Annotated in this window: 20 protein-coding genes; 2 read left to right on the top strand and 18 right to left on the bottom strand. The window is 50.0% G+C overall.

Annotated features, from left to right (window positions below):
* Positions 1–2 precede the first annotated feature (2 nt).
* The 14 genes from ABEA14_RS03685 to trmJ form a co-directional block, all read right to left on the bottom strand.
* Positions 3–881 carry a RodZ domain-containing protein gene (locus ABEA14_RS03685; protein ID WP_345338496.1) on the bottom strand — a complete coding sequence of 293 codons (879 nt, stop codon included), beginning with the start codon at positions 879–881 and terminating at the stop codon, positions 3–5.
* Complete coding sequence (pilW, locus tag ABEA14_RS03680; RefSeq protein WP_345338495.1) at positions 878–1,657, bottom strand: type IV pilus biogenesis/stability protein PilW; 780 nt, start codon at positions 1,655–1,657, stop codon at positions 878–880. Before pilW ends, ABEA14_RS03685 begins: the two co-directional genes overlap by 4 nt.
* Positions 1,658–1,688: 31 nt before the next feature.
* On the bottom strand, positions 1,689–2,816 hold the full coding sequence (gene rlmN, locus ABEA14_RS03675; RefSeq protein WP_345338494.1) for a dual-specificity RNA methyltransferase RlmN: 1,128 nt from the start codon (positions 2,814–2,816) through the stop codon (positions 1,689–1,691).
* Positions 2,817–2,962: 146 nt separating this feature from the next.
* Positions 2,963–3,394 (bottom strand): nucleoside-diphosphate kinase, encoded by a 432-nt coding sequence (gene ndk, locus ABEA14_RS03670; RefSeq protein WP_345338493.1) that lies wholly within the window; start codon positions 3,392–3,394, stop codon positions 2,963–2,965.
* Between the two features lie 142 nt (positions 3,395–3,536).
* Entirely contained in the window at positions 3,537–3,737 is a 201-nt protein-coding gene (gene iscX, locus ABEA14_RS03665; protein ID WP_345338491.1) for a Fe-S cluster assembly protein IscX, read from the bottom strand.
* A 51-nt stretch (positions 3,738–3,788) separates the two neighbouring features.
* Entirely contained in the window at positions 3,789–4,127 is a 339-nt protein-coding gene (gene fdx / locus ABEA14_RS03660; RefSeq protein WP_345338490.1) for an ISC system 2Fe-2S type ferredoxin, read from the bottom strand.
* Between the two features lie 2 nt (positions 4,128–4,129).
* Positions 4,130–6,010, bottom strand: coding sequence for a Fe-S protein assembly chaperone HscA (gene hscA / locus ABEA14_RS03655; RefSeq protein ID WP_345338489.1), 1,881 nt, complete (start codon positions 6,008–6,010; stop codon positions 4,130–4,132).
* Positions 6,011–6,032: 22 nt separating this feature from the next.
* Complete coding sequence (hscB, locus tag ABEA14_RS03650; RefSeq protein ID WP_345338488.1) at positions 6,033–6,557, bottom strand: co-chaperone HscB; 525 nt, start codon at positions 6,555–6,557, stop codon at positions 6,033–6,035.
* Positions 6,558–6,562: 5 nt separating this feature from the next.
* Positions 6,563–6,886 carry an iron-sulfur cluster assembly protein IscA gene (gene iscA / locus ABEA14_RS03645; RefSeq protein ID WP_345338487.1) on the bottom strand — a complete coding sequence of 108 codons (324 nt, stop codon included), beginning with the start codon at positions 6,884–6,886 and terminating at the stop codon, positions 6,563–6,565.
* A 21-nt stretch (positions 6,887–6,907) separates the two neighbouring features.
* A complete protein-coding gene (gene iscU, locus ABEA14_RS03640) occupies positions 6,908–7,294 on the bottom strand; it encodes a Fe-S cluster assembly scaffold IscU (protein ID WP_345338486.1) in 387 nt (128 codons plus the stop codon).
* Positions 7,295–7,330: 36 nt separating this feature from the next.
* The gene (locus tag ABEA14_RS03635) at positions 7,331–8,545 is read right to left on the bottom strand and encodes an IscS subfamily cysteine desulfurase (protein ID WP_345338485.1); all 1,215 of its coding nucleotides are present in this window, start codon (positions 8,543–8,545) and stop codon (positions 7,331–7,333) included.
* A gap of 38 nt (positions 8,546–8,583) precedes the next feature.
* On the bottom strand, positions 8,584–9,057 hold the full coding sequence (gene iscR, locus ABEA14_RS03630) for a Fe-S cluster assembly transcriptional regulator IscR (RefSeq protein ID WP_345338484.1): 474 nt from the start codon (positions 9,055–9,057) through the stop codon (positions 8,584–8,586).
* 92 nt (positions 9,058–9,149) lie between these two features.
* On the bottom strand, positions 9,150–9,992 hold the full coding sequence (cysE, locus tag ABEA14_RS03625; protein ID WP_345338518.1) for a serine O-acetyltransferase: 843 nt from the start codon (positions 9,990–9,992) through the stop codon (positions 9,150–9,152).
* Between the two features lie 38 nt (positions 9,993–10,030).
* Complete coding sequence (gene trmJ / locus ABEA14_RS03620; protein ID WP_345338483.1) at positions 10,031–10,756, bottom strand: tRNA (cytosine(32)/uridine(32)-2'-O)-methyltransferase TrmJ; 726 nt, start codon at positions 10,754–10,756, stop codon at positions 10,031–10,033.
* A 144-nt stretch (positions 10,757–10,900) separates the two neighbouring features.
* Between trmJ and suhB the strand changes: the two genes are divergently transcribed.
* Together suhB and ABEA14_RS03610 are read left to right on the top strand one after the other, a co-directional pair.
* Positions 10,901–11,704 carry an inositol-1-monophosphatase gene (gene suhB, locus ABEA14_RS03615; protein WP_345338482.1) on the top strand — a complete coding sequence of 268 codons (804 nt, stop codon included), beginning with the start codon at positions 10,901–10,903 and terminating at the stop codon, positions 11,702–11,704.
* Between the two features lie 710 nt (positions 11,705–12,414).
* The gene (locus tag ABEA14_RS03610) at positions 12,415–12,741 is read left to right on the top strand and encodes a hypothetical protein (protein WP_345338481.1); all 327 of its coding nucleotides are present in this window, start codon (positions 12,415–12,417) and stop codon (positions 12,739–12,741) included.
* 58 nt (positions 12,742–12,799) lie between these two features.
* On the opposite strand, the gene secF is transcribed toward ABEA14_RS03610, so the two are convergent.
* Genes secF through tgt form a run of 4 tightly spaced genes read right to left on the bottom strand, consistent with a single transcriptional unit; the run spans position 12,800 to position 17,138 of the window.
* Entirely contained in the window at positions 12,800–13,747 is a 948-nt protein-coding gene (gene secF / locus ABEA14_RS03605) for a protein translocase subunit SecF (protein WP_377776186.1), read from the bottom strand.
* 11 nt (positions 13,748–13,758) lie between these two features.
* A complete protein-coding gene (gene secD, locus ABEA14_RS03600; RefSeq protein WP_345338480.1) occupies positions 13,759–15,606 on the bottom strand; it encodes a protein translocase subunit SecD in 1,848 nt (615 codons plus the stop codon).
* Between the two features lie 22 nt (positions 15,607–15,628).
* Positions 15,629–15,955: a preprotein translocase subunit YajC gene (gene yajC, locus ABEA14_RS03595; RefSeq protein ID WP_345338479.1), complete on the bottom strand. Its 327-nt coding sequence runs from the start codon at positions 15,953–15,955 to the stop codon at positions 15,629–15,631.
* Between the two features lie 58 nt (positions 15,956–16,013).
* Entirely contained in the window at positions 16,014–17,138 is a 1,125-nt protein-coding gene (tgt, locus tag ABEA14_RS03590) for a tRNA guanosine(34) transglycosylase Tgt (RefSeq protein WP_345338516.1), read from the bottom strand.
* Positions 17,139–17,145 lie beyond the last annotated feature (7 nt).

The raw sequence follows: 17,145 nt of genomic DNA, 5'->3' as shown, positions 1-17,145 counted from the left end.
TTTTACTCTTGAGAGGGGATGGTGAAACGGGCTCTCTGACCCGGCTTAAACTTAGGCTTAGTATACGGCAAACCACCGTATTGGATCTCGACCGCCTCTGGTGCGCCGAGAACAAGTTGATAAGGCGGGCGACCATCCAAGGTCATTTCGTAATCTTTACGCTTGATACCAAATGCCAGGCGCTCACCCGTCGCATCTTCAATGCTCACCCAACAGTCCTCAGTGAAAGTGAGCGTAAGCTTGGTACCCGCCAACGACTCTTCTGCTGGGGCTGGGGCAATCACCTCTTGCTCGGGCGCTACGGCTGCAGCGTCAGGAGACTGTTCAGGTATAGCCTCCGCAGGTTCAACGGGCTCAAGGAGTTCGTCAGCGACTTGCGGCTTAAGTTGTTCAACAGGCTGCTGTGGCTCAATGACTATAGGTGCCAGATCTGCTTTTTGTTCCTCAAGAGCGCTGGCGATAGGGTCGGCCTGAGGCTCACTCTCCTGCACGTACCAGATCACACTGAGAACTATCAGCACAACACCAATGCCGTATGTGAGCATCATCAGACGATTATCACTGGCTTCACGCTTTGTTCGACGAGAGAAGCTCTGCATCTCTGCATACTGAATCTGTGCTGCTCCCAGATGTTCATAGCTGGCCATGATCAGCTCATCTGAAATACCAAGCAGCTTAGCGTAGGTTCGAAGGTAACCACGAATGAAGGTCGCACCGATACTGTCGTCGTACTGATCGCTTTCCAACGCTTCGACGACAGCTGCACGCAAATTCAGCCTTCCCGCCACATCCTGCTGTGTCCAACCCAGCTTTTCTCGGGCTTCCCGAAGTAACTGGCCTGGGCTGACTACCTCAATGTCATCAACCAACTCATCTGTCATCGATATTCTCTCAACACGTACTTCTTGGCTTGCTCTGAGGCTGGAAACTTAGCGGTTAGGATGCCGCCATACTTTTTCTCGGCCATCACATCGCCTTTCGCGTATGCCTGTAACAATGCCAGGTAGGTACTGCGGGCACTGAAACTGTAACTCTTATGGTAGCGAGTGAGCAGAGATTCGCTACGCTTGCGGTCACCGTTTTCCCAGCTCAACTCGGAGAGTCCAAGTAACGATTTGGCTCGGTTCGGCGCATGGGTAAGCGCCTTGTCAAAATACTCAACCGCTTTGTCTGGCTGACCGTTACTTCGCGCACAAAGCGCAGCGTTCTCATAACTGTCAGCGACTTTAAAGTAGGTCTTGGATTCAACAGCTTTCAGGAACTGTAATTCAGCTTCTTCAAACCGGTTCTGGCTGCACAGGAATACGCCGTATGTATTTCTTACGTCACCATTACTACTATCAAGAGAAATGGCGCGTTTGTAGTAATCTTCAGCCAACTCATTCTCTTTCACTACCTGGTAGTAGTAACCCATCGTATAGTTGGCTTCAATGTTGTTAGGGCTGTGGTCTAACGCTTTAGTGAGATTGAATTTGGCTTGGTCATAGTCGCCGTTTTTAAGGTAACGAAGACCAAGTGCAATGCGGGCCTTGGCGGCCGATAGACTGTCTGGTTCTGAGGGCTGTGCATTCTTGTCACGATCCGGATAGGTCGTTTCAGTAACACAGCCCCCAAGCGTTATGACGCTCAGGAGCAATACAAAGATACGAAATAGCATGATAAATACGATTAAAAACCCAAAGACTTAGCTAAGCCATTGTTACTGAAATCGATTCACCTTGCATCCGCTTTTTGAGGGTTCGCTTAGTGCGGTCGATCACATCTCCCGCTAATTGACCACATGCCGCATCGATATCATCGCCTCGAGTTTTCCGAACTATCACGGTAAAACCTCTTTCCATCAATACCTTAGCAAACCTATCAATACGTGAATTACTTGAACGACCATAAGGCGCGCCCGGGAATGGGTTCCATGGGATCAAGTTAATTTTACTTGGCGTGTCTTTCAGACAATCCGCCAGTTCGTGGGCCTGTTCCATGCTGTCATTTACATGATCAAGCATCACATACTCGATGGTCACCTTGCCTCGGTTGGCATTGGCCGCGTTCACATAGCCACGTACTGACGTCAGGAAGGTCTCGATATTGTACTTTTTGTTGATAGGCACAAGTTCGTTACGGAGTTCATCGTTAGGCGCATGTAGAGAGATGGCCAGCGCCACATCAATCTTACCTGCCAGCTGGTCCAGTGCTGGCACAACACCAGACGTACTCAGGGTGACTCGGCGCTTGGAGATACCAAAACCAAAATCTTCCATCATCAACTTCATGGCAGGCACGACATTGTTAACGTTAAGCAGCGGTTCACCCATGCCCATCATCACCACGTTGGTGATTGCACGATCACCGCCTGAGCCCATGAAACCGATAACCTGAGTTGCACGCCAAACCTGACCGATGATTTCGGAGACTTTGAGATTACGGTTAAAGCCCTGCTGAGCGGTTGAGCAGAATGAGCATTCCAGTGCACAACCGACCTGTGAAGAAACGCATAAGGTGGCACGGTCCTCCTCAGGGATATACACCGCTTCCACTTCCTGCCCACCGCTGACACGCATCGCCCATTTGATAGTGCCATCGCTGCTGCGTTGTTCCTGACTGATTTCAGGTGCACGGATCTCGGCTCGGTCAGTCAATTTCTGGCGCAAGACTTTGTTAAGGTTGGTCATCTCAGAGAAATCTTCCAAGCCGTAGTGATAAATCCACTTCATCACCTGATCGGCACGGAAAGGCTTTTCACCTAATTCGGCGAAAAACGCGCGCAATCCGTCGCGGTCCAGATCGAGAAGATTTATTTTTTCAGCTTGGTCACTCATTCGTTGCCTCAAATAAAAACAGTAACTAGGTCATCAAAATTCAGCGCTTTTTGTCGCGGCGCGCATTGTATATTTTTTAACCGCTTTTTACCAATAACAAATGAAAAGGGGGCCTAGGCCCCCTTCCTTGCCAACCCGCAAAATTATTAACGGGTTCGTGGGCAAAGCTCATCATCACTGAAGAAGAATGCAATCTCGCGAGCGGCAGACTCTGGCGCATCAGAACCATGCACGGCGTTTTCGCTCATGACAGTGGCGTAATCGGCACGAATAGTACCCGCCAGAGCTTCCTCAGGGTTAGTAGCACCCATGATCTCACGGTTGCGACGCACCGCTTCTTCACCTTCCAGTACCTGCACCATCACAGGGCCAGAAGTCATAAACTCAACCAAAGAAGCGAAGAAAGGACGCTCTTTGTGTTCTGCATAAAATCCTTCAGCCTGCTCTTTGCTCAGGTGAAGCATTTTAGATGCGATAATTTTCAGTCCTGCAGTTTCAAAACGGTGATAGATAGCACCGATATTGTTATCTGCAACAGCGTTTGGTTTTACGATGGAAAAAGTGCGCTGCAAAGCCATATTAGCTTCCCCTATTTTGTGCTTTTAGTAATGGTCCAATCACTGGACTCTTTTGTTTTAACGCGCGGATTATAAGGGAGGCTCGGCCCGGCGACAATGGAGCCGGGCTGATAAGTAAGGATTGATTTTCAGATCCGAGGAATTAGTCTTGCTCCTCAATCCACGCCATCTGAATCGCTTCCAAAATCCGTTCCCCACAATGGGCGGGGTCATCGTCAAACTCATCCAGTGCAAGGACCCACTCTCGCAGGTCGGTAAAGCGAATCGCATTAGGATCGACTTCAGGATGAGCATCGATCAAAGCGATAGCGATATCCAGACTATCTGTCCACTTCAAACTCATATCCACTGCTCCCTTGATATCTATCAATAGGTTAGGCTTTAAAGTTAAGAATTAGTGACGTTCAGAAACCATATTGACCGTGTATTTCGGGATCTCCACGACGAGATCCTCATCTTCCACTTTCGACTGACAGCTTAAACGAGACTCTGGCTCAAGCCCCCAAGCCTTATCAAGCAGGTCATCCTCCAGTTCATCGCTGGGCTCAAGAGAGTCAAATCCTTCCCGAACGATGACATGACACGTTGTGCAGGCACAAGACTTCTCACAGGCGTGTTCAATACCGATACCATTGGCCAGGGCGGCATCAAGCACCGTCACGCCCTCTTCCACTTCAACTTCTAATCCTTCAGGGCACAACTCTTCATGAGGGAGAAAAACAATCTTTGGCATGGTTACACCTTATCCATCGAATCTACTGTTTTACCGGCCAGCGCTTTTCTGATCGACTCGTCCATGCGACGAGACGCAAATTCCTGACTGGCTTTATCCATCTGTTCAATCGCGGTTTTAATCGCTTCAGGACATTGCCCCTGCGCCGCTTCAGCCAGCGCTGCAATACCCTGTTTTATCTGTTCGAGTTCATCCGCCGACAAAAGTTGCTCACCATTTTCCGCCAGCGCCGCGTCCAACGATTCAATCACTCGTTTAGCTTCAACTCGCTGCTCAGCCAGCATTCTCGCCTGCATATCCTCTTTGGCATGTTCCATCGACGATTTGATCATCTCAGCGATTTCATTATCACTAAGGCCATAAGAGGGTTTGATCTGAATCGAGGCTTTATGGCCGGTCGACTTCTCCATCGCCGTGACAGATAGCAAGCCATCTGCGTCAACCTGGAAAGTCACACGAATATGTGCAGCTCCGGCCGCCATTGGCGGAATATCACGAAGCTCAAACCGCGCAAGAGAGCGACAATCAGACACCAACTCACGTTCACCCTGCACGACATGGATAGCCATGGCCGTCTGACCATCTTTAAACGTCGTAAATTCCTGGGCTCTGGCAACCGGTATCGTCGTATTTCTGGGAATGACCTTTTCGACCAGCCCACCCATAGTCTCCAGTCCAAGAGACAAAGGCGTGACATCAAGCAGCAGCATCTCTGAGTCTGGCTTGTTACCGGCAAGTATGTCAGCTTGAATTGCAGCCCCTACGGCCACCACTTTGTCCGGATCTATCGAGGTCAGTGGCTCTTTGCCAAAGAACTCACCGACAGATTGGCGAACCAAGGGAACACGGGTCGAACCACCCACCATCACCACTTCGATCACTTCATCGGTATCGACATGAGCATCACGCAACGCACGACGGCTCACCATCAGGGTCTTTTTAACCAGTGGAGATATCAGATCATTAAACTCGTCACGGCTAATTTGGCCGCTCCAGTCAGAACTACCTTCGAGAGGGAAATTGATATCTGCAACATCAGCACTGCTCAGCTGCTCTTTAACGTGCCTGGAGACCGCCAGCAAAGTTCGCTTAAGGCGAGGAGAGAGTGGACCATCGGCTATCCCAGCCAGCCGTTTAATATGCTCAGCTAGCAGATGGTCAAAGTCGTCGCCTCCCAATTGGGAGTCGCCGGCGGTGGCGAGCACCTCGAAGACGCCTCGGCTTAGACGAAGTATGGAGATATCGAATGTGCCGCCACCAAGGTCATATACGGCGATAACGCCCTCTTGGCCCACATCTAATCCATAAGCAATGCTGGCTGCGGTGGGTTCATTCAATAATCTCAATACCTTAAGGCCTGCAAGCTCTGCTGCATCCTTAGTTCCCTGACGCTGAGCATCATCAAAATACGCGGGTACAGTAATGACCGCACCGTCAAGATCACCATCAAGGGTGTCTTCCGCGCGGTGCTTGAGTACCTTGAGGATTTCCGATGACACCTCTACGGGATTAACGACACGGTGGTCAGTTTCGATATTGACTAATCCACTGTCGGTTTCAACAAATCGATAAGGCGCATTTGGATGGCGCTCTTTTACTTCGGCCAGACTGCGACCAAGAAATCTTTTCACCGAAACAATGGTGTTTTCCGCATCAGCAGCGGCAGCTTTGTAGGCGGCCTCACCAACCTCAACACCCGAAGCAGTGTATTTGACGACAGAAGGAAGAATTGCCGCACCTTCGTTGTCCAGCAGAGGTTCAGCCAAACCACTTCTGACAGTAGCAACCAGGGAGTTTGTTGTTCCCAGGTCGATACCAACTGCTAATTTACGTTCATGGGGAGCCGGGCTTTGCCCTGGTTCGGCGATCTGAAGTAATGCCATTGAATTCGTTACTCAGTGAGCGTTAATAGTTAATCAGAGCTTCTTCGACTTGCTCTAACTCTTCAGCCAATTTGTAGAAAAACTTTAGCTTACGAACTTCGTCGGCCACTTCAGCATAGTCGCCCTTAGTTGGGGCATCCAACGCTTCACCGATGCGCTTCAGGTAAGCTTTGATTTCAGACTGGATCTCAGTCTGCATATCAAACAAAGCACCTGCGTTTTGCGACGATTGCAGCTCTTCCAACTGTTCACGAAGCTCCATCTGCTGAAACAGAAAGCTGGTATCTGAAAAGCTTTTTTGCTCTGACTTTAAATCGTGACCTGCAGTAGACAACATGTATACCGCACGTGAAAGAGGGTGTTTTAACGTCTGATAGGCATCATTAATATGCGCTGAGCGCTGCAATGCGATCCGTTTTTCCTGCTCGCTGGCCGCGCCAAATCGATCAGGATGAACAGCCCGCTGTAAGGTTCTGAATTTTTCGGCCAATACAGCAGGCGAGAGTTCGAAGCGATGAGGCAGTTCAAATAGTTCGAAGTAGTCCATGGAGATTAAACAGTAAAGCTCTCACCACAACCACATTCGTCTTTAACGTTAGGGTTCTTGAACTCGAACCCTTCATTAAGGCCTTCTTTGACAAAATCTAACTGGGTGCCATCGAGATAAACCAGGCTTTTCTTGTCAACAATGATAGAGATGCCTTTCTCTTCGAACACTTCATCGCCTTCCTCGAGCTCATCAACGAACTCAAGTACATATGCCAAGCCAGAACAGCCTGTGGTTTTTACGCCAAGGCGTAAACCCACACCTTTGCCTCGATTTTCCAGGAAGCTGCTCACTCGCTGAGCGGCAGCGTCTGTCATAGTGATGCCCATTAAACTGCTACCTCTTCACGCTTATTCGGCGCTGTGCTTCTGCTTGTAGTCATCAATCGCGGCTTTGATTGCATCTTCAGCCAGGATTGAGCAGTGGATCTTCACTGGTGGCAGAGCCAACTCTTCGGCAATCTTGGTGTTTTTAATCTCACCCGCTTCGTCCAGTGTTTTGCCCTTAACCCATTCGGTAACCAGGGAACTGGAGGCGATAGCACTACCACAGCCATAAGTTTTGAACTTGGCGTCTTCGATAACGCCCTCGTCTGACACCTTCAGCTGAAGCTTCATCACGTCACCACATGCTGGTGCACCCACCATACCGGTCGCTACGTTTGGATCGTTCTTGTCAAATGAACCAACGTTGCGAGGATTTTCGTAGTGGTCAATAACCTTATCACTATATGCCATTGTAATAACTCCTATTGCCCCGCGGGCACAAACCTATTAGTGGTGAGCCCACTCAACCTTGTCCAGATCCACACCGTCTTTAAACATCTCCCATAGGGGTGACATTTCGCGTAAACGGCCAATAGCGTCGTGGATAACCTTAAGCGTGTAGTCCACTTCTTCTTCGGTGGTAAAGCGACCAATACTGAAGCGGATAGAACTGTGTGCCAATTCGTCATTCAAACCCAATGCACGCAGTACGTATGAGGGTTCCAAGCTAGCTGAAGTACAGGCAGAGCCAGAAGAAACAGCCAGGTCTTTCAGCGCCATGATCAGTGATTCGCCTTCAACAAAGTTGAAGCTGATGTTCAGGTTGCCAGCAACCCGATGTTCAAGGTCACCGTTCAGGTAAACCTCATCGATATCCTGCACACCATCCCAAAGGCGTTGGCGTAGCGCCAATACACGTTCATTTTCTGCAGCCATCTCTTCTTTAGCGATAGCAAATGCTTCACCCATACCCACAATCTGGTGGACAGGCAAAGTACCTGAACGCATGCCTCGCTCGTGACCGCCGCCGTGCATCTGAGCTTCGATACGAATACGTGGCTTACGGCGAACATAAAGGGCACCAATACCTTTTGGGCCATAGATTTTGTGAGCAGAGAAAGACATCAGGTCAACTTTCAACGCCTGAAGGTCGATTGGTACCTTGCCTGCACTTTGAGCTGCATCTACATGGAATACAATTTTTCGTTCACGGCACATTTCACCGATCGTCGCGATATCCTGAATCACGCCGATCTCGTTGTTAACGTGCATGATTGAAACGACAACTGTGTCGTCACGCATTGCCGCTTCGAGTTTCTTCAGATCTACCAGGCCATTACTTTCAACATCCAGGTAGGTAACCTCAAAACCCTCACGCTCTAGCTGGCGACAGGTGTCCAGTACCGCTTTGTGTTCGGTTCTTAGGGTAATAACGTGCTTGCCCTTCTTGCTGTAGAAGTTTGCAGCACCCTTGATTGCCAGGTTGTTCGACTCCGTCGCGCCTGAGGTGAATACGATTTCGCGAGGATCTGCGTTTATCAGGTCTGCGATCTGATTACGTGCGATATCAACCAATTCTTCAGCTTGCCAGCCAAAGCGATGAGAACGGGAAGCGGGGTTACCGAAAAAGCCATCCAACGTCAGACAGTCAGCCATTTTCGCTGCAACGCGAGGGTCGACCGGTGTTGTCGCAGAATAATCGAGGTAAATCGGAAGCTTCATTCTTTTCTCCAGTACTACTGTCATCAGGACAGCACTTATCAAACTTGACAGCTAACAGTTATTTTACGGCGCTGCTCATTCTGTTCCTGGCGGCGAGCCACGTTCTTAACTTCATTTTGAGCTACCAGCTCGCCTAATGTGATGCCGTTAAGAAAGCCGCTGATTCTATCACTCAACTCGCACCAAAGAGAGTGAGTCAGGCACTGCTGGCCTTCCTGACAATCGCCTTTACGTTGGCAGCGTGTCGCATCAACTGACTCATCGACGGCATTGATTACCATTCCAACAGCGATATCGTCCGCATTTTGACCGAGCAGGTAACCGCCTCCTGGGCCTCTTACGCTATTCACGAGGCCGTGCTTGCGCAGTTTAGAGAACAGCTGCTCGAGATATGACAGCGATATCCCCTGCCTCTCTGAAATATCGGCCAACGGCACTGGGCCATGTTGGGTATGCAGCGCCACATCCAGCATGGCAGTAACGGCGTAGCGCCCTTTCGAGGTCAGTCGCATGATTCAGTTACCATTCGTGTTACAATGTGGTTTAGATCATCACATACCTGACTATAACGGTCAAGTATTTACCTGACTTTTATACTCAAGTATTAAATCCCTGGATCAAACGACTCTTTTTCTTGCTTTCTCGCTTGTTTGGCAAGCTGCTCTGCTTCAGCAAATTCTTCAACTTCTAACTCAGGCAGTTCTTTTACCTGAATGTCACAGTTCATACTGGCCAAAGCTTTATTCATTTCACCCATACGCTTGTCCATCAAGTGCATATGGTCGAGCATCTGGCCAATAGCATTGGCGACAGGGTCAGGGTTATCAGGAGAAACCGCGTAAGCGTCAAAACCATACTGCTGTGCAAGCTCACTGCGTTTTGCATGCTTCTCTTTCAACGCTTCTTTGCACTTCGCTGGCACGACTTCACGCCCCGGAATACCCACTACCGTTGCCTCTGGGTTAACCGCTTTCACTACTACAGCATTGGAGCCAACTCGTGCCCCAGCTCCTACCGTAATTGGACCCAGAACTTTGGCACCAGCACCGACAACGACGTTGTTTTCCAAAGTCGGGTGGCGTTTGCCAGCGTTCCAGCTGGTTCCACCAAGGGTCACACCGTGGTAGAGAGTACAATCATCGGCGATCTCAGCTGTCTCGCCGATCACAATGCCCATACCGTGGTCAATAAAAAAGCGTCGGCCGATGGTTGCGCCCGGATGGATCTCGATGCCGGTAATGAAACGACTGAAAGAGGAAACAATCCGTCCTAACCAAAACAATTTGTGGGTCCAGAACCAATGTGCCAATCGATGTAGCCAGATGGCGTGCAACCCCGGATAGTTGGTTAACACTTCAAACGCATTTCTGGCAGCAGGATCGCGTTCAAAAACACAATTGATATCTTCTCTCATCCTTTGAAACATAAAGCTAGCGTCCTCGAAAATTCTCTCTTTGACTCACAGCTGACCAGGCAACAAGGCTCTTACTTGCGCGCCGCTTTTTGTACTGATGACAATACACCCCGCAGCATATTCAGTTCCTGAGCTTCTGGGCGTGCACGGTTAAACAGGCGACGCAGTTTCGTCATTACCGCACCGGGATGTTGTGGCACGATAAAGCCGGTATCCTTCAGCGCCTGCTCCAAGTGTTGATAGAAACCTTCCATCTCATTGCTCAGCGGGTATTCCGGTGTTTCGTTGTCAGCATAGGCCGCGTTCTCTGCCGCCAACATAGCCAGGCGTACTTCATAGCAGATCACCTGAACAGCCATTGCTAGGTTCAGTGCGCTGTAGTCTGGATTCGCCGGAATATGGACATGGAAGTTGCACTGCTGAAGCTCTTCGTTGGTAAGGCCGCTACTTTCACGACCAAATACCAAGGCGACAGGGTATTTAGCTGATTCCTGGAATACTTTTTCACCACACTCTTTTGGCGACATCATTGGCCAACTGTGGGTACGCGAGCGTGCACTGGCACCCACGACGATGCCGCAGTCAGCAATCGCTTCTTCCAGCGAGTCAACGATTTTCGCGGAGTGAACGATATCACTGGCACCTGCAGCCAAAGCTGTCGCCTTGCCATCAGGCTCAGCTTCAGGGGTTACCAGATAGAGCTCACTTAGTCCCATAGTCTTCATGGCTCGCGCAGCCGAGCCCATATTACCTGTGTGCGATGTGCCAACCAGCACGATGCGGATATTGTCCAGCATCTAACTATTCTCAAACTTGGTGAAAAAAAGGAGCGAAAGTGTAACACAGACGTTCCATGATGGCAGGAGTGATTGCTGATTCATGAGCCTCTGCTATAATCCGCCCCGCTTTGATTCGTTCTTTTACATAAATGGTAACCGGCTATGCAACCCATGCTGAATATCGCTGTGCGCGCTGCGCGCAGTGCAGGAAATATTATTTGTCGTGCTTATGAGCAGCTTGACCTAGTTGAAGCTGAACAAAAAAGTAGCAATGACTTCGTCACTAACGTCGATCGCGAAGCGGAAGCCGCGATTGTTAGCGCCATTCTGAAAGCCTACCCTGATCATCAGGTGGTAGGTGAAGAACATGGTATTCAGGGAAGCGATAAATCGGATTACCAGTGGATCATCGACCCTCTCGATGGCACCACAAACTTTATGCGCGGCATCCCACATTTTGCCGTGTCTATTGCACTTAAAGTAAAAGGCAGTCTCGACCAGGCCCTGGTCTTCGACCCAATTCGCAACGAACTATTCACTGCCAGCCGAGGCGGTGGCGCCCAGCTGAATGGCTACCGCATTCGCTGCTCCGCAGCAAAAGACCTTAATGGCACAGTGCTGGCAACGGGTTTTCCATTCAAGCAGAAGCATTACCTTGAAAATTACCTGAATATCTTCAGTGCTATGTTTAATCAAGCCGCGGATGTCCGTCGCGCAGGATCAGCAGCACTGGACCTCGCCTATGTGGCAGCAGGGCGCATTGACGGTTTCTGGGAAATTGGCCTGAAACCATGGGACACAGCAGCAGGTGAACTGCTTCTGAAAGAAGCTGGCGGTTTGGTCTCTGACTTCACAGGTGGCCACAATCACACGGAGAGTGGCAATGTCGTAGCCGGCAACCCGAAAGTGGTTAAGGCAATGCTAACGACCATGCGTCCACATCTGACGCCAGCTTTAAGCCGCTAACACAACTTTTATTACCTTTGTGTTTTTAGCCCGCGCTCTCGCGGGCTTTTTTATGTACAGGATGTACTGTATGCCGCGGGTGCATGGATGCACAAGAGCGGCGATACCCAAAGGGCACGCTGTGTACAGGATGTACGGTACACCCACTGCGCTGCGCGGGGTGAGCTTTGCCGCGGGCACATGGTACCCAAAACATTTCGTGGGGCATGCTAATGTGCAGGAGCGGCGATGCCCAAAGGGCAGGCGGTGTACAGGATGTAAGGTCGAAAAAATGCTCCATGCATTTTCGACATTTCCGCCCCCTTGGTGGCTATTGGTCATGATGCGTTTCACTGCATCAGGTCAACGCATAAACCAAGCCAACTTCTGACATTCCACCAAAAAACCGCATTTGTCATGCCCGCATTCCAAAACTGTCCCGTTTACTTGACAGGTCTGACCACGAGCTTAACCACACTTGTATTGAGGTTAATGAACAATCGGCATAGGTTTCTCGTAACAGTTTTTAAATAGCCATTAAGCTGCTGTTTTCAAACAAGAGATTGGCTATTTTTCACCCACAAGAATGCGATAAACGAAGAAAAACCCATAACTTAGAAGTTATCGAGCATATAGGTTCATACAAATTTACATTCAGGGTGAAGCGTTGTAACAGTTTTCCGGTCACTATTGATGTACGCCCGAGATTAAAGGGGCGTAAGGAGATGACAATGAACAAGTACACAAGGATCCCGCTGGTATTAGCGACTATGGCATTAGGTACTGCCCTAGCCCACGCAGAGCCGGCTGTGCAACGATATGAAGTTATCTATCACCAAGGCGAAGTACGAGATTTAGTACAGGTCCAGACCGAGCAGGCGTTTTTGGAGATGGATTATCAACTGGAACGTGACGTTATTCAGCAATCCAGTAATGCACTGAGTGAGATGTCTGTAGATGCCGGACTGCAGCCGTATCTATTGGCAGAGTCTCTGGAGCAGCACCCGGAAGATATCACCGCCATGCAGTCAGCCAAGACAGACGAAACAAATCGTTAGTGACGACAAAGGGGGCCAGAGGCCCCCTTTTTTTGCTTCGGTTTCTTAAACCAGAGTCTTACATCATAGGCTCTTGGTCAGCACCCTCTTTTTCTACTTCTGTAGGCATCAGGTCTTCGCGGCTGATACCTAAGCTCATGGCGATTGAGCTGGCGACATAGACCGAACTGTAAGTACCTACCAAGACACCGCACAGCAATGCTGTCGCGAAGCCATGGATAGATGCGCCGCCCAGATAGAACAAGGCGATAAGTACCAACAAGGTGGTCAATGACGTGATCACGGTACGAGACATGGTCTGCGTCAGAGAGATGTTGATAATCTCTTCCACTTCACCTTTACGTACTTTACGGAAGTTCTCACGGATACGGTCCATCACAACAATAGTATCGTTCAATGAGTAACCAATCACCGCCAGAATCGCTGCCAATACCGTGGTATCGAACTCGAGCTTGAACAGCGAGAAAACACCCAGGGTCAGGATAACGTCGTGCGCCAAAGCCGCTACAGCACCCAATGCCAAGCGCCATTCAAAACGCATGGTGACGTAAGCCAGAATACACAGCAATGCTACCAAACAGGCCAGGCCACCGGTTTCGCGCAACTCTTCACCAATGGTCGGACCGATAAAGTCGATACGGTGCAGTTCAAAACTACCCAGCTGAGCCGAGCGCAAGCCTGAAACCATATCATCAGCCATTTTCGCTGCATCAACATCAGCAGAGGGACGCAAACGAATAACAACATCGCGGCTGGAACCGAAGTTCTGAACGACGGCATCACCGTATCCCTGAGTCTCCAGAGATGAACGGATGGCGCCAATGTCAGCAGGCTGCTCAAAGCCTAACTCAACCAGCGTACCGCCGGTAAAGTCCAGGCCCCAGTTGAGGCGGTTCACCGATAAAACAGCAATAGCTCCCAGAACCAAAGCCAGCGACAACCAGCGGAACACGCCACGGTAGGCCATGAACGGAACGGTATTTTTGAAATTCAATAACTGAAACATGATATCCGCTCCTAGATCGGCAACTTAGTAATGCGCTTGCCGCCCCATGCCAAATTCACGATGGCACGAGTTCCAACAATGGCTGTAAACATCGACGTAGCAATACCTACCGCCAGCGTCACAGCAAAGCCTTGTACTGGTCCAGTACCAATCGCCATCAGAATCAAGGCGGTGATAAAGGTGGTGATGTTGGCATCAGCAATGGTAGAGAAGGCGTTGTCATAACCGTAATGGATCGCCTGTTGGGGAGATCGGCCCTCTTTAAGCTCCTCTCGGATACGCTCAAAAATAAGCACGTTGGCATCTACTGCCATACCTACCGTCAAAACGATACCAGCCATCCCCGGCAAGGTCAGAGTGGCACCCAACACGGACATCACAGCAACAATCAATACCAAGTTAGCAACCAGCGCGGTGTTAGCCACCAAACCGAACTTACGGTAATACGCCAACATAAACACGACAACCGCAATAAAGCCCCACATGATCGCCTGAGTACCAGAGTCAATATTCTGTTTACCAAGGCTTGGACCAATGGTGCGTTCTTCCACGATAGAGATAGGAGCAATCAAAGCACCTGCACGCAGCAGCAGCGCCAAGTTATGGGCTTCCTGTGGTGTATCCAAACCAGTGATGCGGAAGTTACGACCCAAGCGAGTCTGAATTGTTGCCGCATTAATCACTTCCTCGTTTTTCACCAGGATCTGCTTTCCGTCAGCATCAACACGACCAGACGGCTGATACTCGATAAAGACAGTAGCCATAAGCTTACCGACGTTATCTTTGGTGAACTTGGACATCTTATTACCACCAGCTGAATCCAAGCTGATGTTTACCTGAGGACGGCCATATTCATCAGAGCCAGAGTTGGCATCGGTAATATGAGCGCCATCAAGGATAATGCGCTTCTCAAGAAGATATGGGCGATCACTACGATCTTTGAGGATTTGACTCCCTGCAGGCACTCGCCCCTCAAGAGCGTCGCGCACATCGTGTCGGTCATCGACTTTGCGGAACTCAAGAGTCGCGGTTTTACCCAAAATATCTTTGGCCTGCGCGGTATCCTGAACACCGGGTAACTCAACTACGATACGGTCCGCACCCTGGCGCTGAACCAAAGGCTCAGCAACACCCAGTGCGTTCACACGGTTACGCAGAATAACGATGTTCTGTTGCACAGCGTATTCCCGCTGCTCTTTCAACATCTGCTCACTCATAGTGGTGCGCAGAGACATGCCATCGTTACCTTCAAAAAAGGTTAAATCTCGGAATTGAGCAGAGAGCAGATCTTCTGCACGCTCAACATCTTCCGCTTTACGGAAGCGAACCACCACGCCCTGGCCAGGCACCTGACGAACACTGGCGCCGTATACTTTCTCTTCTCGCAGCAAAGCACGGAAATCAGAAACCATGCCCTCTTCCGCTTTGGCAACCACCGACTTCATGTCTACTTCCATCAGGAAGTGCACACCACCGCGCAGGTCGAGACCCAGCTTCATCGGATTGCCACCTATGCCCTTCAACCATTCTGGTTGGGCAGAGGCGAGGTTGAGTGCCACAACAAACTTACTGCCAAGCGCTTCACTAACAGCATCCTGTGCTGGGCGCTGGTCTTCTTCTTTGGTCAAACGAACCAGAAGACGACCTTCTTCGTTAGCAAGTGATTTGTAGGCGATATCTTTGTTTTCCAGGGTCTGTTTTACTTTCAACAGCACCTGTTCGTTTACTTCTGCACCCCGCTGTGCAGAAACCTGAATGGCAAAGTCCTCACCATACAGGTTAGCCACAGCGTAGAGTGCGCCGATGGCGAGCACCAAGCTCACCATCAGGTATTTCCACAGGGGGTAACGGTTTAACACGCAACGTTTCCTTGCGTTGAGTTTACAGAGACTTCAGCGTGCCTTTTGGCAGGATCGCAGAAACAGACGCTTTCTGGACTGTCACGTCCACGTTGTCAGCCAGAGAAACAACGATGTAGTCTTTCTCGTCAGAAACCTTGGCAACCTTACCTACCAAGCCACCCTGAGTCAGTACTTCATCACCCTTGCTCAATGCTGACATCAGGTTTTTGTGCTCTTTCACACGCTTAGCCTGCGGACGATAGATCATGAAATAGAAGATAGCGGCGAAGATCACCAGCATGATAATCATGTCCCAACCACCGGCTTGTGGCTGAGCAGGAGCAGCGTATGCGTTTGCGATAAACATCGTGGAATTTCCTTAGGTTTTCTCTAATTTAAAACTTTCTCTTATATGGGGCCGATAATCAGTCTTTCAACTCGGGTACCGGCATCCCGCGACGGGCATAGAACTCCGTCACAAAGTCGTCCAATTTACCTTGCTCAATTGCATCACGTAAACCTTGCATCACACGTTGGTAAAAACGCAGGTTGTGAATGGTGTTGAGGCGCGCCCCCAGGATCTCGTTACAGCGGTCCAAATGGTGCAGGTAAGCGCGGCTGTAGTTCTTGCAGGTATAGCAATCACACTCAGGGTCGAGCGGGCCAGTATCTGTCTTGTGTACAGCGTTGCGGATTTTTACCACACCATCGCTGACAAACAGATGACCATTACGCGCATTTCTGGTCGGCATCACACAATCAAACATATCAATGCCGCGGCGAACACCCTCAACGAGATCCTCAGGTTTACCCACGCCCATCAAGTAACGCGGTTTATCTTCTGGAATCTTAGGTACAATGTACTCAAGTACTTTGTGCATCTCTTCTTTAGGTTCACCCACAGCCAGGCCACCCACGGCATAACCGTCAAAACCCACTTCCAGCAAACCTTCCAGCGATTGGTCACGGAGATCTTCGTAGATGCCGCCCTGAATAATGCCAAAAAGCGCATTCGGATTCTGCTTTTCGTCAAATCGCTTACGGCTGCGCGCCGCCCAACGCAGTGAAAGCTCCATCGACGTTTTAGCCTGCTCATGAGTGGCAGGATAAGGGGTGCATTCGTCGAAGATCATTACGATATCCGAGCCCAACGAATACTGCACATCCATAGATGTTTCAGGATCAAGAAAGATCTTGTCACCATTAATTGGGTGACGGAAGTGCACGCCTTCTTCGGTGATCTTACGGATATCTCCCAGGCTAAACACCTGAAAACCACCGGAATCCGTCAGAATTGGGCCCTGCCACTGCATGAAGTCATGCAAGTCACCGTGGGCTTCCATAATCTCCATACCGGGGCGTAACCAAAGGTGGAAGGTGTTGCCCAACAGGATCTCTGCGCCACTTTCAGCAACCTCTTCAGGGGTCATGCCTTTTACGGTCCCGTAAGTACCAACTGGCATAAATGCGGGGGTTTCGACTGTGCCACGCTCAAAGGTGAGGCGACCACGGCGAGCACGACCATCCGTGCCCAAAAGCTCATATTGCATTTTCATA

Origin of the sequence: Corallincola platygyrae, assembly GCF_039544265.1 — a bacterium.
Classification (GTDB): domain Bacteria; phylum Pseudomonadota; class Gammaproteobacteria; order Enterobacterales; family Neiellaceae; genus Corallincola; species Corallincola platygyrae.
Note: the sequence above shows the minus strand (reverse complement) of the source record. Positions and strands in the feature narration are given on the sequence as shown.

Coding starts and splice junctions, on each gene's coding strand:
- iscX (WP_345338491.1), bottom strand. CDS start 3,737: ATGAGTTTGAAGTGGACAGATAGTCTGGATATCGCTATCGCTTTGATC.
- iscR (WP_345338484.1), bottom strand. CDS start 9,057: ATGCGACTGACCTCGAAAGGGCGCTACGCCGTTACTGCCATGCTGGAT.
- tgt (WP_345338516.1), bottom strand. CDS start 17,138: ATGCAATATGAGCTTTTGGGCACGGATGGTCGTGCTCGCCGTGGTCGC.
- hscB (WP_345338488.1), bottom strand. CDS start 6,557: ATGGACTACTTCGAACTATTTGAACTGCCTCATCGCTTCGAACTCTCG.
- fdx (WP_345338490.1), bottom strand. CDS start 4,127: ATGCCAAAGATTGTTTTTCTCCCTCATGAAGAGTTGTGCCCTGAAGGA.
- iscU (WP_345338486.1), bottom strand. CDS start 7,294: ATGGCATATAGTGATAAGGTTATTGACCACTACGAAAATCCTCGCAAC.
- ABEA14_RS03685 (WP_345338496.1), bottom strand. CDS start 881: ATGACAGATGAGTTGGTTGATGACATTGAGGTAGTCAGCCCAGGCCAG.
- rlmN (WP_345338494.1), bottom strand. CDS start 2,816: ATGAGTGACCAAGCTGAAAAAATAAATCTTCTCGATCTGGACCGCGAC.
- secF (WP_377776186.1), bottom strand. CDS start 13,747: ATGTTTCAGTTATTGAATTTCAAAAATACCGTTCCGTTCATGGCCTAC.
- trmJ (WP_345338483.1), bottom strand. CDS start 10,756: ATGCTGGACAATATCCGCATCGTGCTGGTTGGCACATCGCACACAGGT.
- ABEA14_RS03635 (WP_345338485.1), bottom strand. CDS start 8,545: ATGAAGCTTCCGATTTACCTCGATTATTCTGCGACAACACCGGTCGAC.
- iscA (WP_345338487.1), bottom strand. CDS start 6,886: ATGGGCATCACTATGACAGACGCTGCCGCTCAGCGAGTGAGCAGCTTC.
- ABEA14_RS03610 (WP_345338481.1), top strand. CDS start 12,415: ATGAACAAGTACACAAGGATCCCGCTGGTATTAGCGACTATGGCATTA.
- ndk (WP_345338493.1), bottom strand. CDS start 3,394: ATGGCTTTGCAGCGCACTTTTTCCATCGTAAAACCAAACGCTGTTGCA.
- yajC (WP_345338479.1), bottom strand. CDS start 15,955: ATGTTTATCGCAAACGCATACGCTGCTCCTGCTCAGCCACAAGCCGGT.
- pilW (WP_345338495.1), bottom strand. CDS start 1,657: ATGCTATTTCGTATCTTTGTATTGCTCCTGAGCGTCATAACGCTTGGG.
- suhB (WP_345338482.1), top strand. CDS start 10,901: ATGCAACCCATGCTGAATATCGCTGTGCGCGCTGCGCGCAGTGCAGGA.
- hscA (WP_345338489.1), bottom strand. CDS start 6,010: ATGGCATTACTTCAGATCGCCGAACCAGGGCAAAGCCCGGCTCCCCAT.